Annotated in this window: 5 protein-coding genes; all 5 read right to left on the bottom strand. The window is 72.6% G+C overall.

The window, feature by feature from the left end:
* Positions 1–105: 105 nt before the first annotated feature.
* The 5 genes from ACWGIS_RS15930 to ACWGIS_RS15910 all read right to left on the bottom strand — a co-directional run bounded on the left by ACWGIS_RS15930 (position 106) and on the right by ACWGIS_RS15910 (position 15,634).
* Positions 106–867: an ABC transporter permease gene (locus tag ACWGIS_RS15930; protein WP_453362998.1), complete on the bottom strand. Its 762-nt coding sequence runs from the start codon at positions 865–867 to the stop codon at positions 106–108.
* Positions 864–1,808: an ATP-binding cassette domain-containing protein gene (locus ACWGIS_RS15925; protein ID WP_453362997.1), complete on the bottom strand. Its 945-nt coding sequence runs from the start codon at positions 1,806–1,808 to the stop codon at positions 864–866. The genes ACWGIS_RS15930 and ACWGIS_RS15925 overlap by 4 nt, the downstream gene beginning before the upstream one ends.
* Positions 1,809–2,076: 268 nt before the next feature.
* Positions 2,077–2,760, bottom strand: coding sequence for a thioesterase II family protein (locus tag ACWGIS_RS15920; RefSeq protein WP_453363070.1), 684 nt, complete (start codon positions 2,758–2,760; stop codon positions 2,077–2,079).
* Between the two features lie 101 nt (positions 2,761–2,861).
* Positions 2,862–7,847 carry an amino acid adenylation domain-containing protein gene (locus ACWGIS_RS15915; RefSeq protein WP_453362996.1) on the bottom strand — a complete coding sequence of 1,662 codons (4,986 nt, stop codon included), beginning with the start codon at positions 7,845–7,847 and terminating at the stop codon, positions 2,862–2,864.
* Positions 7,844–15,634 (bottom strand): amino acid adenylation domain-containing protein, encoded by a 7,791-nt coding sequence (locus ACWGIS_RS15910; protein ID WP_453362995.1) that lies wholly within the window; start codon positions 15,632–15,634, stop codon positions 7,844–7,846. Before ACWGIS_RS15910 ends, ACWGIS_RS15915 begins: the two co-directional genes overlap by 4 nt.
* Between the last annotated feature and the right edge of the window lies 1 nt (position 15,635).

Genomic DNA, 15,635 nt, shown 5'->3' with positions numbered 1-15,635 from the left:
CCGGAGCAGGTTCCTGGGGCCACGCGCGGTCGCGCCCCGGCGGGTGTCGCCGGGGCGGCCGGGGCCGGGCGGTCGCGGTGCGGCTGCGGCCGCTCCGGCGGGGGGTCAGGCTCGCTTCTTGAAGGTGGACAGCGCCCACACGTAGCCGAGGACGGCGAGTCCCAGGCACCAGGCGACGGCCGCGAAGGCGTCGCCGCTGTCGGGGTTGCCTGCCAGCAGTCCGCGCAGTGTCTCGATGATGGGGGTGAAGGGCTGGTACTGGGCGAACTGCTTCACCCCGGCCCCCATCGTGTCCGCGGGCACGAACGCGCTGCTCAGGAACGGCAGCATGATCAGCGGCACGGTGGCCAGGCCCGCCGACTCGGTGGACTTGGCGGCCAGGCCCATGGCGACGGTGAGCCAGCTGGCGCCGACGGCGAGCAGGACGAACAGGCCCAGTACGCCGAGCCAGTCCATGGGGCCGGCGGCCGGGTCGAAGCCCATCGCGAAGGCGACCGCGACGATGGCCGCGGAGGCCACCAGGCAGCGCACCGTGGTGACGACGACGTGTCCGGTCAGCATCGCGCCGCGGGAGACGTCCATGGTCTTGAACCGGTTGATGATGCCCTTGGTCATGTCGTCGTTGACGGCCGTGGCGGTCGCGCCCAGGCCGTAGCTGACGGCCATCACGAGCAGGCCCGGTGTGGCGTAGTCGATGTAGTCCTCGCCGACGCTGAAGGCGCCGCCGAACACCTTCACGAACATCAGCATGATGACGATCGGGAAGAGGACCGCGTTGAAGACGGTGGTGGGGTTGCGCAGGGTGTGCTTGACGTTGCGGCGCAGCATGATGGCCGAGTCGGTCAGCGCGGTCGAGGCGGTACTCATCGGGCGATCGCCTCCTTGTCCTTGGTGGTGTGCTCGGTCAGGGCGAGGAAGACGTCGTCGAGGTCGGGTGTGTGCACGGAGAATTCCTGGGCGTTGAGGGTGTGGGCGTCGAGCCGGTCCAGCAGGGCCCGCAGGGACCTGGACTCGCCGTCGCTGGGCACCCGCAGGGTGAGTTCCTCGTCGTTGCGGGTGGAGTCGGCGAAGATACGGGCGGCCGCGTCGAGCTCGAAGGTGTCGGTGAAGCGGAGCCTGACGTGGGTGCCGGGGATCTGGCGCTTGAGTTCGTCGGCGGTGCCCTGCGCGACGAGGCGGCCCTGGTTGAGGACCGCGATGCGGTCGGCGAGCTGGTCGGCTTCCTCCAGGTACTGGGTGGTGAGGAAGATGGTGGTGCCCTCGGCGACCAGTTCGCGGACGATCGCCCACATGGTGCGGCGGCTTCGGGGGTCGAGGCCGGTGGTGGGCTCGTCCAGGAAGATGATCTGGGGGTTGCCGACCAGGGTCATCGCCAGGTCCAGCTTGCGCCGCATGCCGCCCGAGTAGGTCGAGGCGAGCTTGTCCGCCGACTCCCCCAGGTCGAAGCGGTCGAGGAGCCCCGCCACGACCTGGTCGCCCGAGCGCACGCGCTTGAGGTCGGCCACCAGCTGCAGGTTCTCACGTCCCGACAGCAGGTCGTCGACGGCGGCGAACTGGCCGGTCACGCCGATCGCCGCGCGTACCTGTTTGGTTGCGGTCGCGACGTCGTGCCCGGCGACGTGCACCGTGCCGGCGTCGGCCGTCAGCAGGGTGGTCAGCACGTTCACGGTCGTCGTCTTGCCGGCCCCGTTCGGGCCCAGCAGGGAGAACACCGAGCCGGCGGCCACCTCGAAGTCGATGCCGTCGAGCACGACGGTCTCACCGTATGCCTTGCGCAGCCCGGAAACTGCGATCGCGGAACTCTTCATGCCGCTACTGTCCCGGCCCCGCTGACACGGGCCTGCCACGCCCGTGACGCGGCGCTCGAGATCCTCTCGATGTCCCCGACCGGGAGGCGGGCGGGTCCGGCGACGGCGCGCGACCGAGGGCAAGCGGGCCTACGGGACGCGGAGGAGCGGGGCCTACGGGACGCGGAGGAGCGGCGGAGCAACGACGGTAAGGGCGTCCGCCGGGGCGGACGCCCTTACCGTCACGCCGGGCCTGGCGGCCCGGTGCTCGTGTGCCTGTCTGCGCGTGTCAGCGGGCCGTCTGGGCCTCGATCACGTCCAGCACCTGCCGGCCGAGGTCGACCAGGTACATGTGGTCGCCCGGGAACTCCACGTAGGAGAAGTCGGCGGTGGTCGCGTCGCGCCACTGCCGCGCCTCCTCGGCGGTGACCAGGCCGTCGCTGTCGCCGCGCAGCGAGCAGATCGGCACGGTCAGCGGGGTGTCGGTGCTGGGCACGTAGGCCTCGTGCATCTCGCAGTCGGCCTGCAGGACCGGCAGGATCAGCTCGCGCATCTCCGGGTGGTCCAGGGCCTCGTGCCGGAACCCGGCGAACTCCTCGACGCGGGCGAGGAACTCCTCGTCCGGGAGTCCCGCCGCCCGCCGCTCGCGCTGGGTCCAGGGCCCCGGGGAGCCGCTGACGACGAGCCGCTCGACGTGCACGCCTCGGTCGGTGAGCAGATGCGCCAGTTCGTAGGCGAGGACCGCGCCCAGGCTGTGCCCGAACAGGACGGTGCGCGCGCCCTGTCCGAGGTCCGCGGCGACGGCGTCGGCCTCGCTCTTGGCGGCCTCCACGACATTGCGGTAGGGCGGCTCCATGAGCCGGCGTTCGCGGCCGGGCAGGTCGACGGTGCTGATCCGCCAGCGGCCGGCGGACAGCTCCCGCCACGGGTGGAAGAACGAGGGTCCCGCTCCGGCGAACGGCACGCACAGCAGCGTGGCCTGGTGTGCGTGTGGTGCGGACGTGCCGGGTTCTGTCACCGTGACCAACCCCAATCATCCAGTCGTCGGTGTGTCCAGGTGGTGGCGGGCATCGGTCAGGTCGCTGCCAGCTTGCGGGCGACGACCTTCATGATCTGGCCGGCCGGTTTGGGCATGTGCAGGTCGTGGTGGGTGGCGTCCACGTCGTACTCCTCGAAGGAGCCGTTCACGTAGGGGCGCCATTCGGGCCCGTAGGAGGACTGTCCGTCGGTCTTGTCCAGCGTCGCGTTGAAGTACAGCACGTCGCCGCCGTAGACCGGGGAGACGAAGTCGCCCATCTTCTGCAGGTTGTTGGCGCCGACCTTGGACATGGTGTCGAGGAAGGCGTCCATGTTGCCGGTGTTCATGAACTTGCCGAACACCTCCTCGATGTCCGCCCGGTAGAGGTCCTGTGTGCGGCCGGCGACCTGCTTGAAGCCGTTGTCCGCGGTGCCGGTGGCCGGCTGGGTGTCCAGGACGGCCACCAGGCCGACCTCGTGTCCCAGGCGCTCCAGGGCGGTGGCCAGGGCGTGGACGATCGGGCCGCCGTAGGACCAGCCGACCAGGTTGTAGGGGCCCTGCGGCTGGACCTTGAGGATCTGGGCGAGGTAGTCCTCGACCATCTCCTGCACCGAGCCGGCCATCGGATCCGTGCCGTTGGAGCCCCGGGACTGCAGGGCGTAGGAGGCGCGGTCGGGCACGTGCGGGGCGAAGGTGAAGTACGCCCAGCCCAGGCCGCCGCCGCCGTGCACGAACCACACCGGCGGCTTGCCCGTGCCCGGGTCCCGGTTGAGGGGCAGTACGACGGCGAAGGAGTCGGCGTGGTCACCGGGGACGCTGCCGATGAGGAGCAGCGCGGCCAGTTCGGCGACCGTGGGGTACTGGATGATCGTGCGCAGCGGCATGTCGGCGCCGAACGCCTTGCGGATGCGGGCGCTGAGCCGGGTGGCCAGCAGGGAGTGCCCGCCGAGGGCGAAGAAGTCGTCGTTGATGCCGACACGCTCCAGGTTCAGCAGGTCGCTGAAGAAGGAGCACAGCTTCTCCTCGTGGGAGTTGCGGGGTTCTCCGCTGCTGACGGTGCTCATGTGCTCGGCCGGCAGCGCTCCCCGGTCGATCTTGCCTGCCGGGTTCAGCGGGAGCTGCGACAGCGGCACGACCGCGGCGGGGACCATGTAGTCGGGCAGCCGTGCGCGCAGGTGGTCGGGCAGTTCGGCCACCAGCGGGCCGATCGCCTGCGCCAGGGCGGGGGTGTTGTGGCGGATCCGTCCGGCGACCGTGCTGGGCACGAAGGCACCGCTGACGGGACGCTGTTCGGGCAGGAGGATCACGTCGAAGCTGTGGACGGCCTCGCTCGACCAGGTCAACACCGCTTCCTGGCCCCGGCGTTCCGCCCAGGCGGCCACGTCCTGCGGGTCCAGGGGCCTGCCGACGGGTGGCTCCGCGGCGAGCACGCCGGCGAACAATGCCGCGGCGCTCTCCTCGGAGAGCCGGGCGTTCGGGATGCCGCTCACCCGCACCGGCCCGCCCTCCTGACGTGCGCGCTCGCCGAGGCCGGCCAGGTCGGACACCTCGCGTCCCCAGGTCAGCGCGGGGACGGAGGAGAGGTCCAGGACGTCGGACGGCTGGGTGTGCAGCACGACCTCGTAACGGTGGCGGGTCAGCGCGTTGTGCGCCTGTCCGGCCTTGAGGCGGATGTCCGCGCTCAGCCGGTGCCGCGCCGCCCACTCGGCGAACCACTGCGGCGCGACGGCCAGTTCACGCTGGGCGAGCAGTGCCTGCTCCACCGCCGAGCGGATCTCCTCGTGGGAGGCGTACGGCTGGGCCGCCTGGGCCTGCGCGGTCGCGAGGATGCGCAGCGTCTCGGCGTTGCGGACGTCGCCGACGACGAGACGGCCGCCCGGGGCGAGGAGGCCGAGGAGGGCGGACAAAACCTCGTCCAGGTACTCGGCGCTGGGGAAGTACTGCACCACCGAGTTCACCACGACGGTGTCGAAGCTCCCCAGGGGCAGCCCGGAGAGGTCGTGGGCGGGCTGGGCGAGCAGCGTGACGCGGTCGCCGTGGCCCGCCTCCTCGGCCTGCGCGCGGAGCCTGTCGACGGCGGTGACGCTGAGGTCGGTGCCCCAGTAAGCGTCGACCTTGCCGACCACCCCGGCCAGGAGCAGGCCGGAGCCCACCCCGATCTCCAGCACCCGGCGCGGCGCGTACCGCAGGACCTGCGCCGCCGCCGCGTCCTGCCACTGCCGCAGCTGCTCCAGCGGGACCGGCTCCCCGTCGTACACGGAGGTGAACTGCTGGAAGTCCTCACCGAAGGGCTCGTCGCCGGCCTGGGCGGCCTGCTCGTCGAACAGCCGGCGCCACTCCTCGATCTGGGCGTCGGCGTCGGCCACGGCGGCGTCCGGGTCGGGCTCCACGTAGGCCACCAGGCGCTGGTCGCCCTTCTGGTCCTCGCGGACCACGACGGCGGCCTGCGCCACCGAGGGGTGCCCGCTCAGGACGTGCTCGATCTCGCCCAGTTCGATGCGGAAGCCGCGGACCTTGACCTGGGAGTCGGTGCGCCCGAGGTATTCGACCTGGCCGTCCTTGTTGAACTTGACCAGGTCGCCGGTGCGGTACATGCGGGCGCCGGCCGGACCGAAGGGGCAGGCCACGAACCGCTCCGAGGTCAGCCCGGTCTGGCCGAGGTAGCCGCGGGCCAGGCAGGTGCCGGCCAGGTACAGCTCGCCGGCGACTCCGGGTGCCACCGGGCGCAGCGCCGCGTCCAGGACGTAGACCTGGTTGTTCCAGATCGGGGCGCCGATGGGCACGCGGTCGGCGCCGGGGACGTGCTGCCAGCCGGTGACCTCGACGGTGGCCTCGGTGGGGCCGTAGAGGTTGTTGGCGCTGCAGCCGGGCAGCAGGTCGGTGAACCGGTTGGCCAGGGCGGCGGGGAACGCCTCGGCGGCGACCTCGATCCACCGCAGGCTGGAGCAGTCGCCTGCCGTCGGCTCGGTGACGAACGCGGACAGCAGCGAGGGCACGAAGAACGCGCCGGTGACCCGCTCGCGCTGGATGAGGTCGGCGAGGTAGGCGGGGTCACGGCGCCCGTCCGCGCTGGCGACGACGACGGAGGCGCCCATCTGCAGGTTGGAGAACATCTCCGGCACCGAGGCGTCGAAGCTCGCCGAGGTGCTCACCAGCATCCGGTCCTCGACGGTGACGTCGAAGTGCTCAAGCCCCCATTCGATCCGGTTCATGATGGACCGGTGGGCCACCGGGACGCCCTTGGGGCCGCCGGTGGAGCCGGAGGTGAAGATGACGTAGGCGGCGTTGTCGGGCGACAGGTCCCGCTCGGGGTCGGTGTCCGCATACCCCGACACGTCCGGCAGCGTCCCGTCGAGCAACAACAGCGGCTTGGCGCCGTTCAGCACGTGCCGCACCCGGTCCTTGGGCAGTTCGGTGTCCAGGGGCACGTAGGCCGCGCCGGCCTTGACGATGCCGTACACGGCCACCAGCAGGTCCACGGAGCGGGGGATCTTCACCGCGACGAGCTTTTCGGGGCCCGCGCCCTGCTCGATGAGCCAGTGCGCCAGCCGGTTCGCCCGCCGGTTGAACTCCCCGTACGTGAGCTGCTCGTCCTCGGCGATGACCGCGACGCGCTCGGGGTCGCGGCGCACCTGGGCCTCGAAGGCGTCCGGCAGGGTGGTCGCGGCGACCGGGTGCGCGGTGTCGTTGACCCGCCGCACCAGCCAGTCCCGCTCGTCCTGTCCCAGCACCTCGATGGTGCTCAGCGGGGCCTGCGGGTCGGCGGCCACCTGCCGCAGGACGCGCACGAACCGGGCGGCGATCTCCTCGGCGGTGTCCCGGTCGAAGAGCTGGGTGGCGTACATCAGGTCGCCGCGCAGGGTTCCGGTGTCGGTCACGGCGAGGCTGAAGAACAGGTCGGCCAGCGAGGTCTGCGTGAGGTACTGCTCGAACACGACGCGCAGTCCGGGCAGTTCGAAGTCGGCCTTCTCGAAGCTCTGCCAGGCGAACATCACCTGGAACAGCGACTGGTAGGACGTGGAGCGGTCGGGGTTGATCAGTTCGACCAGCGTCTCGAAGGGCACGTCCTGGTGCTCGTAGGCGGCGAGCGCCTTGTCCCGCACCTGCGGGAGCAGGTCGGCGAAGGAGGGGTTGCCCGCGAGATCCACCCGCAGGACCTGGGTGTTGACGAACAGGCCGACCAGGTCGGCGAGCGCCTCGTCGGTCCGCCCGGCGATCGGGTTGCCGATCGTCACGTCCTCGCCGCCGCCCAGCTTGTTCAGCAGCACGCCAAGCGCGGCCTGCACCACCATGGCCATGGTCATGCCGCGGTCCTCGGCCAGCTTCCGCAGGCCGGCGGCCACCTCCGCGTCCACTTCGAGGGTGAGGGAGTCGCCCTGCGAGTTGCGGGTCGCGGGCCGGGGGCGGTCCAGCGGCAGGCTCAGGGGCTGCGGCACCCCGGACAGTTCCTTGCGCCAGTACTCGGCCTGCGCCGCGGCCAGGCTGCCGGGGTCGCTGACCTCGCCCAGCAGCTCGCGCTGCCACAGCGCGTAGTCCTTGTACGTCACCGGCAGCGGCTCGAAGTGCGGTGCCCGGCCCTCGATGCGCGCGGTGTAGGCGGTGGTCAGGTCGCGGGCCAGCGGGCCGCCCGAGACGCCGTCGGAGGCGATGTGGTGGATGAGCAGCACCAGGACGTGCTCCTGCGGCGCGCAGCGGAACAGGCGCACCCGCAGCGGGATCTCGGCCATCAGGTCGAAGCGGTGCGCGATGAACGCCTCGACCGCCCCGTCGAGGTCCTCGGGGGCCACGTCGACGACGGGCACCTCGACGGGTGCCTGGCCGATGGGCAGGATCCGCTGGTGGGGTTCGTCGTTGTCGTCCGTCACGTAGGTGGTGCGCAGCGGTTCGTGGCGGGCGACCACGTCGCCGACGGCGGCGACGAGGGCGGCCTCGTCGAGCGGCCCGGTCAGCCGGAACGCGGGAGAGATGTTGTAGGTCTCCGCGCCGCCCTCCAGTTGCTGGGTGAGCCACATACGGCGCTGGGCGAATGAAAGCGGAATCACTGGGTGTACTCCTCTACGGTCATCCTGCGGAGAGCGGGGCGGAGCGGGACGGCCGATTCCTCGGACCAGGCGGCGAGCGCCGCCACCGTCGGCAAGTCGAAGATCTTCCGGATCGGGATCTCCATCCCGATCTCGGCGCGGGCGCGGGTGATCAGCCGGGTGGCGAGCAGGGAGTGCCCGCCCAGTTCGAAGAAGCCGTCGTCGACGCCGACCTTCTCCACGCCCAGCACGTCCGCGAACAGCTTGGCCAGGTCCCTTTCGCGGGCGGTCCCCGGCGCCCGGAAGGGAGTGGCGGAGGTCAGGTCGGGGGCGGGCAGGGCCTTGAGGTCGAGCTTGCCGTTGGGGGACAGCGGGAGCCGCTCCAGTGGCACGTAGACGGCCGGGACCATGTACTCCGGCAGCCGGTCGGCCAGGTGGTCCTGGAGCTCGGCCGTGCCGGGGACGCTCGCGCCGTCGGCCGGGACCAGGTAGGCGGCCAGATAGGGCGTGGTGTCGGCGGGCCTGTGGGTCACGACGGCGACCTGGGCGATGTGCGGATGGCTGGTCAGGGCGGCCTCGACCTCGGCGGGCTCGACGCGGTAGCCGCGGATCTTGACCTGGGTGTCGATACGGCCCAGGTGCTGCAGCTCCCCGTCGGGGGTGAGGCTGGCGAGGTCGCCGGTGCGGTACATCCGCGAGCCGGGCGGCCCGTAGGGGTCGGGGACGAAGCGGTCGGCGGTCAGGGCGGCCTGCCCGTGGTAGCCGCGGCCCGCGCCGGCCAGGTACAGCTCGCCCGGCGTGTCCGGCGGCAGCAGGCCCAGGCCGGGGCTGAGCACGTAGGCGCGCACTCCCGGGAAGGGCCGCCCGATGGGTACACCGGCGGTGTAGGGCTCGTCGGGGTCCAGGGTGTGACCGGTGGCGTAGAAGGTCTCGCTGGGGCCGTAGCTGTTGATGACGCGGGCCTTGGGCCAGCGGGCGCGCACCCGCTGCGCCAGGACGGGGGTGAGTACCTCGCCGGAGATGTTCAGCGCCGTCGGGTCGATGCGGTCCGCGAGCTGGTCGACGAGTTCGGCGAAGGCGGAGGGCACCGAGCAGATGACGTCGACGTCCCAGCTGTCGCGTTCGGCCAGCTCCAGCACGTCGCGCACGATCTCGGCGGTGCCGCCGGTGCTCAGCGCGGCGAAGGTCTCGAAGGTGGCGACGTCGAAGCCGAACGAGGCGGCGACCAGGACCCGCCGGCCGGACTCGGCCCCGGCGTGCGCGACGAGGGCGTCGACGGCGTTGACGACGGTGCTGTGGGTGACGCCGACTCCCTTGGGGACGCCCGTGGAGCCCGAGGTGTAGATGACGTAGGCCAGGTTGTCGGGGCCGGCCGGGGTCCGCTCCCCCGCCGGGCCGGGAGCGGTGAAGTCGATGTCGTCCAGGACGAGGACGCCGATGTCGGTGGCCGGTACGAGCGTGCGGGTGGCGCGGTCGGTCAGGATGAGGTGCGGGCGGGCGGTGGGCAGGACGTGCGGCAGCCGGGCCGCGGCGTAGGCGGGGTCGACGGGCAGATAGGCCCCGCCGGCTTTGAGCACCCCCAGCAGCGCCACGACCGCGTCCACGGTACGCGGCAGGACCACGCTCACCACGCTCTCCGGGCCCACCCCGCGCCCGGCGAGCTCGGCGGCCAGGCGCTCGGCGCGTGCGTCCAGTTCGGCGTAGGTCAGCGAGGTGGTGCCGGAGACGACGGCGACCGCGTCGGGGGTCCGGGCCACCTGCGCGGCGACCCGCTCGGTGAGGGTGGTGTGCGAGGCGGGCACGCTCCAGTCGTTGACCCGGCCGAGCACCCGCTCGCGTTCGGCCGGCTCCATGGACTCGATCCCCGCGATCCGCAGGGCGGGGTCGGAGGCCAGCCGGCGCAGGAAGCGCGCCAGCCGCTGGGCGTACGTCCGTACCGTGGCTTCGTCGAAGACGCCCGGCGCGTACTGGATGACGAGCTGGAGGTGGGTGTCGGCCGCCGCGGTGAGGCACAGCGCGTAGTGGTTGCCGGCGAAGGGGCGCAGGCCCGTGAAGGTGATGCCGTCCGCGGCGTCGCTGGCGGCGCCCAGACCCTCCCGGTCGACCGGGTAGGACTCGAAGACGACCAGGGTGTCGAACAGGGACCGTACGCCGGCGGACTTCTGGATCTCCGGGAGCCCGTAGTAGTGGTGTTCCACCAGGTCGGCCTGGCGGCTCTGCAGGGCGCCCAGCAGGTCGGCGACGGTGTCGCCGGGCGAGTGGGCGACCCGGACGGGCACGGTGTTGATGAACATGCCGACCATCGACTCGACGTCGGCGACCGCGGGCGGGCGCCCGGAGACGGTCGCTCCGAACACCACGTCCTGGCGGCCGGTGAGCTGGCTCAGCAGCAGCGCCCAGGCGCCCTGCACCAGGGTGTTGACGGTGATCCCGAGGGCGGCGGCCCGGCGGACGAGTTCGCGTGCCTCCTCGGCGGGCAGCTCGACGTCGACCTGGCCGCGGGTGCCGTCGTCCTCGCTGCCGGAGTCGGGCACCAGGAGTGTCGGCTCCTTCAGTCCTTCGAGTTCGCCGGCCCACGCGCGGGCCGCCTCGTCCTTGTCCTGGCGGTGGAGCCAGGACAGGAAGTCGCCGAAGTCGCGGGGTGCGGGCAGCCGGCTGCCGTCGCCGTCCGCGGCGTAGAGCAGCAGCAGGTCCTGCATGAGCAGCGGGGTGGACCAGCCGTCGTACAGGGCGTGGTGGGCGGTCAGGACGAGTTCGGGCCGCTCGGGGTCGAGGACCGCCAGGGCGAGGCGGATCAGGGGCGGGCGGTCCGCGTCGAAGTAGGCGCGCTGGTCCTGCTCGAGGAAGCGCTCGAACTCCTCGGTGCGCCGCGGTTCGGGCACCGCGCTCAGGTCGAGGTGGGTGAAGGGCAGCGTGACCGAGGCGGGGACGACCTGCACGAGGTCGCCGTCCGCGCCCTCGACGAAGGCCGCGCGCAGCGCCGGGTAGCGGTCGAGCAGGGCCTGTCCTGCGCGGTGCATGCGCTGCGGGTCGACGCGGCCGGACAGGTGGAAGACCAGCTGGATGTGGTAGGGGTCGACGTCGGCGAGCTTGGCCTGGAAGAGGATCCCGGACTGGGCCGGGGTGGCGGGCCAGATGGTGGTGAGCGCGCCGAAGCGGCTCTCCCAGGCGTCGATCCGGGGCTGGCCCACGGTGACCAGGGGGACGTCGCTGGGGGTCAGGCCGCCCGCGTCGGGGCCTGCGGCGTGGCGGGCCAGGGCGGTGAGGGCCTGGGTCCACAGTCCGGCCAGTTCCTGGACTTCCTGGCGGGTGAGGACGCCGGTGGGGAAGCCGAAGTAGGCGCTCAGTTCCTCGCCGCGGCCGCTGTCGGTGGCCACCGCGTTGATCTCCAGTGCGGAGAGCACCGGCATGTCCGCGTCCGGTGCGGCGATCAGGTCCGCGTGGCTGGTGTCGGGCGCCCAGCCCAGGTCCCGCAGCTCCTCGGGGAGGTCCGCCCCGGAGGCCTTGCCGAGGTAGTTGAACCCGATCTGCGGTTGGCGGGCGCCGGCCAGGCGGGCCGCGGTGTCGGGGTTGAGGTGGCGCAGCAGCCCGTAGCCCATGCCGTGGTCGGGTATCGCGCGCAGCTGTTCCTTGACGGCCTTGACGGCGCGGCCGGCGGCCGGGCCGCCGGCGAAGGCGTCGGCCAGGTCGACGTCGCCGATGTCGAGGCGCACCGGGTACATGGCGGTGAACCAGCCGACGGTGCCGGAGAGGTCGGCGCCGGGCACCAGGTGCTCCTCGCGGCCGTGGCCCTCCAGGCGCACCAGTGCCGAGGAGGCGGACCGGCCGCGGGTGCGGTGCCAGCGGGCCAGCGCCAGGGCGAGTCCGGCCAGCAGGCCGTCGTCGACGCCGCCGCGGAACAGGGCGGGCACCGTGTTCAGCAGAGTGTGGGTGACGTCTGACGGAAGCTGCACGCGCACGGTGTCCACGGTGGCGGTGACATCGCGGGCCGGGTCCAGCGCGCGGGCGCCCAGGACCGGTTCGTCGTCGCGCAACAGGTCCTGCCACACGGGTACTTCCGCCACGCGCTCGGGGCGGGCGGCCTCCTCGGCCAGGGCGTGCGTCCAGCGCCGCAGCGAGGTGCCGACGGCCGCCGGTTCGCCGGAGGCGGCGCCGGTCGCCTGCTGCCAGGCGGCCACCAGGTCGGGGAGCAGGATCCGCCACGACACCCCGTCGACGACCAGGTGGTGCAGCACGATCAGCAGCCGGTCCGCGCCGCCGGCACGGGTCAGCCACACGAACTGCGCCATCACCCCGGCGTCGGGGTCCAGTCGGTCCGCGGCCGCGTCCAGCTCGCCCTGCACGGCGGCCTCGGCGTAGACGGCCTCGCGCAGCAGGGCGGCGGCGTCCACGCCGCCCGCCGGCCGCATCCGCAGTCCGGGCTCGTCCCTGTCCAGGCGCGAGCGCAGCACGTCGTGGCGGTCCAGGACCGTCTGCAGGGTGGCGGTCAGCGTGGTGCGGTCGATGCCGGGCGGCAGGGTCAGCAGGGCGGACATGCAGAACCGGCCGATGCCGCCGCCCAGGGCGAGCACGTGTGCGGCGGTCGGGGGCAGGGGCGCCCAGCCGACGCCGCCGCCGGGCAGCTCGGCCAGCGTCACGCGCTCCTCCTGGTCCCGGCCTTCGACCAGTTCGGCGAGCCGGGCGACCGTGCGGTGCTCGAACACCTCGCGGGTGGTGACCTGTACGCCGCGGGCCTTGGCGCGGGCGACGACCTGGATGGAGCGGATGCTGTCGCCGCCGCTGGTGAAGAAGTCGTCGTCGACGCCGATCCGTCCGGCGCCCAGGACGTCGGCGTACACCTCGGCCAGCACCCGTTCCGCGTCGTTTCGCGGCGCCCGGTACTGGGCGCCGGTGAACTGGGGAGCGGGCAGCGCGGCCCGGTCGAGCTTGCCGCTGGGGGTCAGCGGCAGCCGGTCCAGGACCACGAGCTGGGCGGGCACCATGTAGTCGGGCAGCCGTTTGGCGGCGAAGCGCCGCAGGTCGGCCGGGGACACGGTGGCGTTGATGTCCACGTCGCCGCCGTGGGCGTCGGCGCCCGTCTGGGCGACGTAACCGACCAGGCGGGGGGTGCCGTTGTGGTCCTCGCGGACGGTGACCACGGCCCGGCTGACCGCGGGGTGCCGGGCCAGGACGGTCTCGATCTCGGTGGGCTCCAGGCGGATGCCGTTGACCTTGACCTGGTTGTCGGCCCGTCCCGCGTAGGTCAGTTGGCCGTCCTCGTCCCACCGGGCGAGGTCGCCGGTGCGGTACATGCGGGTGCCGGGTGGGCCGAAGGGGCAGGGCACGAACCGCTCGGCGGTGGTCGCGCCGGCGCGGTGGTAGCCGCGGGCGATCGGCCCGGCGACGTACAGCTCGCCCACCACGCCCTGGGGAACCGGGGCGAGTTCGGGTCCCAGGACGTGGGCGCGCATGTTGGCCAGCGGTGCGCCGATCGGCACCGCGCCGCTCCCGGACGCCTGCGGGGGCAGGGTGAAGGTGGAGGTGTAGAAGCTCTCGGTCTGTCCGTAGGCGTTGATGACGCGGGTGCCGGGCAGCGCCTGGTGGATCTTTGCCACCAGGTCGAAGGAGAGCGCCTCGCCGGCCAGGACGACGGTGTCCACGTCCAGTGCCAGACCCCCGGGGGCCTCGGGGGTCCCGGGGGGCGCGAGTTGGTCCAGGAGGGCGGAGAACACGGCGGGTACGGCACTGAGGGTGGTGCCCGACCAGTGGTCGCGTTCGGCGAGTTCGAGGACGTCACGGACGATCTCCACGACGGCCCCGGTGGTGAGCGCCGTGAAGATCTCGAAGACCGACACGTCGAAGTTCACCGACGTGGCGGCCAGCATCCGCGAGCCCTGCTCGACGTGGGTGCGCCGGCGCAGGTCCTGGATGCCGTTGACCACACCGGCGTGGGTGACGGCGACGCCCTTGGGCGTGCCGGTCGATCCGGACGTGAACATCACGTACGCGAGGTTCTCGGGCCCGATCCCCAGGTCGGCGTTCTCGACGACGGGACCGTCCAGGTCCAGATCCAGGTCCAGGTCGTCCAGGACCAGTACGGGCGCGGCGCTCTCCCCCAGCAGCGCGGGTGCGGTGGAGCGGTCGCTGAGCACCAGGGCCGGGCGGGCGGTGTCGAGCAGCAGGCCGACACGGGCGGCCGGGTACTGCGGGTCGACGGGGAGGTAGGCGCCGCCGGCCTTGAGCACGGCGAGCAGGGCGACGACGAGGTCCGCGGAGCGGGGCAGGGCCACCGCCACCAGGACGTCCGGTCCCACCCCGCGCTCGCGCAGGACGGCGGCGAGCCGGCCCGCGCGGGTCTCCAGCTCCCCGTACAGGAGGGTGGTGTGCCCGCACACCACGGCGCTCGCGCCCGGTGTCCGGGCCGCCTGCTTGGCGACCAGTTCCGGCACCGTCGCCGCGGGCACCGGTGCGTCGGTGGCGTTCCAGCGGGCCTGCCGCTCCTGCTCGGCGTCGCTGAGCACGTCCACCGCGCCCAGCCGCGTCCCGGGCTCGGCGACCAGCTGCCGCAGCACGCGCACGTAGCGCTCGACCAGGCTCTGGGCGGTGGCGGCGTCGAACAGCTGCGTCGCGTACTCCAGGCGCCCGTGGGCGTGCCCGGCGGGGGTCGGCACGATGTTGAAGAACAGGTCGAACTTGGCGGTGTCGGTGCCCGTCGGCAGCGGCGTGATCCGCAGTCCGGGCACCTCGATCTGCGACCAGGAGAACTGCCAGGCCAGCATCACCTGGAACAGCGGCTGGTAGGCGGTGGTGCGGTCGGGGTTGAGGAGTTCCACCAGGTGCTCGAAGGGCACGTCCTGGTTGTCGTACGCGGCCAGCGCCCGGTCGCGGACCTGCTCCAGCAGGTCACCGAAGGAGGGGTTGCCGGACAGGTCGACACGCAGCACCCAGGTGTTGGCGAAGAACCCGATGAGGTCTTCGAGCTGCTCGTCGGCCCGCCCCTCGATGGGGCTGCCGATGGTGAGGTCGTTGCCGGCGCCCAGGTGGTGCAGGAGCACCGCCAGGACGGCCTGGGCGACCATCGGGCCGGTGGCGCCGTGGTCGGCGGCCAGCTTGCCGATCCCGGCGATCAGGTCGGCGTCCAGCCGGAAGTCGGCGTGGCCGCCGCGGTGACTCGCCGAGGTGGGACGCGGCCGGTCGAGCGGCAGCTGCACCGGTTGCGGAACCCCTGCCAACTCCTCCTTCCAGTAATGGAGTTGCTCGGCGGCGACGCTGTCGGGGTCGTCCACCTCGCCCAGCATCTGCCGCTGCCACACCGTGTAGTCCTTGTACTGCACCGGCAGCGGCGTCCAGTCCGGTGCCCGGCCCTGGGCACGGGCCGCGTACGCGGACAGCAGGTCCCGCATGAACGGCGCCATCGACGCCCCGTCGGCCGCCACGTGGTGGAAGACGAACACCAGCACGTGCTCCTGCGGGGACAGCCGCAGCACGGTGGTGCGCAGCGGCAGGTCGCGGTCCAGCTCGAAGCCCGCGCCCGCCGCCTCGCGCACCTCCTCGTCCACCGCGTCGGCGGCCACGTCCCGCAGCGAGAACAAGGGGGCGGCCTCGTCGGCGGACAGGATGTGCTGTTCGGGTGTGCCGTCCTGCGTCTCCACGAGCAGGGTGCGCAGGCTCTCGTGCCGGGTGACGACGTCCGTCACCGCCGCGGACAGGGCGGCCGTGTCCAGTGGCCCGTCCAGACGCAGCACGAAGGGGATGTTGTACGTCGCGGAGGGCCCCTCCAGACGGTGGAGGAACCACAGCCGACGCTGGGCGAAGGACAACGGGATCATC

Source organism: Streptomyces sp. NPDC054842, from assembly GCF_053611025.1.
The sequence above is the reverse complement of the archived record's forward strand: the minus strand, read 5'-3'. Positions and strand labels throughout refer to the sequence as shown.

Excerpts from the sequence above, each read along its gene's own strand:
- ACWGIS_RS15930 (WP_453362998.1), bottom strand. The coding sequence starts at position 867 with ATGAGTACCGCCTCGACCGCGCTGACCGACTCGGCCATCATGCTGCGC.
- ACWGIS_RS15925 (WP_453362997.1), bottom strand. The coding sequence starts at position 1,808 with ATGAAGAGTTCCGCGATCGCAGTTTCCGGGCTGCGCAAGGCATACGGT.
- ACWGIS_RS15910 (WP_453362995.1), bottom strand. The coding sequence starts at position 15,634 with ATGATCCCGTTGTCCTTCGCCCAGCGTCGGCTGTGGTTCCTCCACCGT.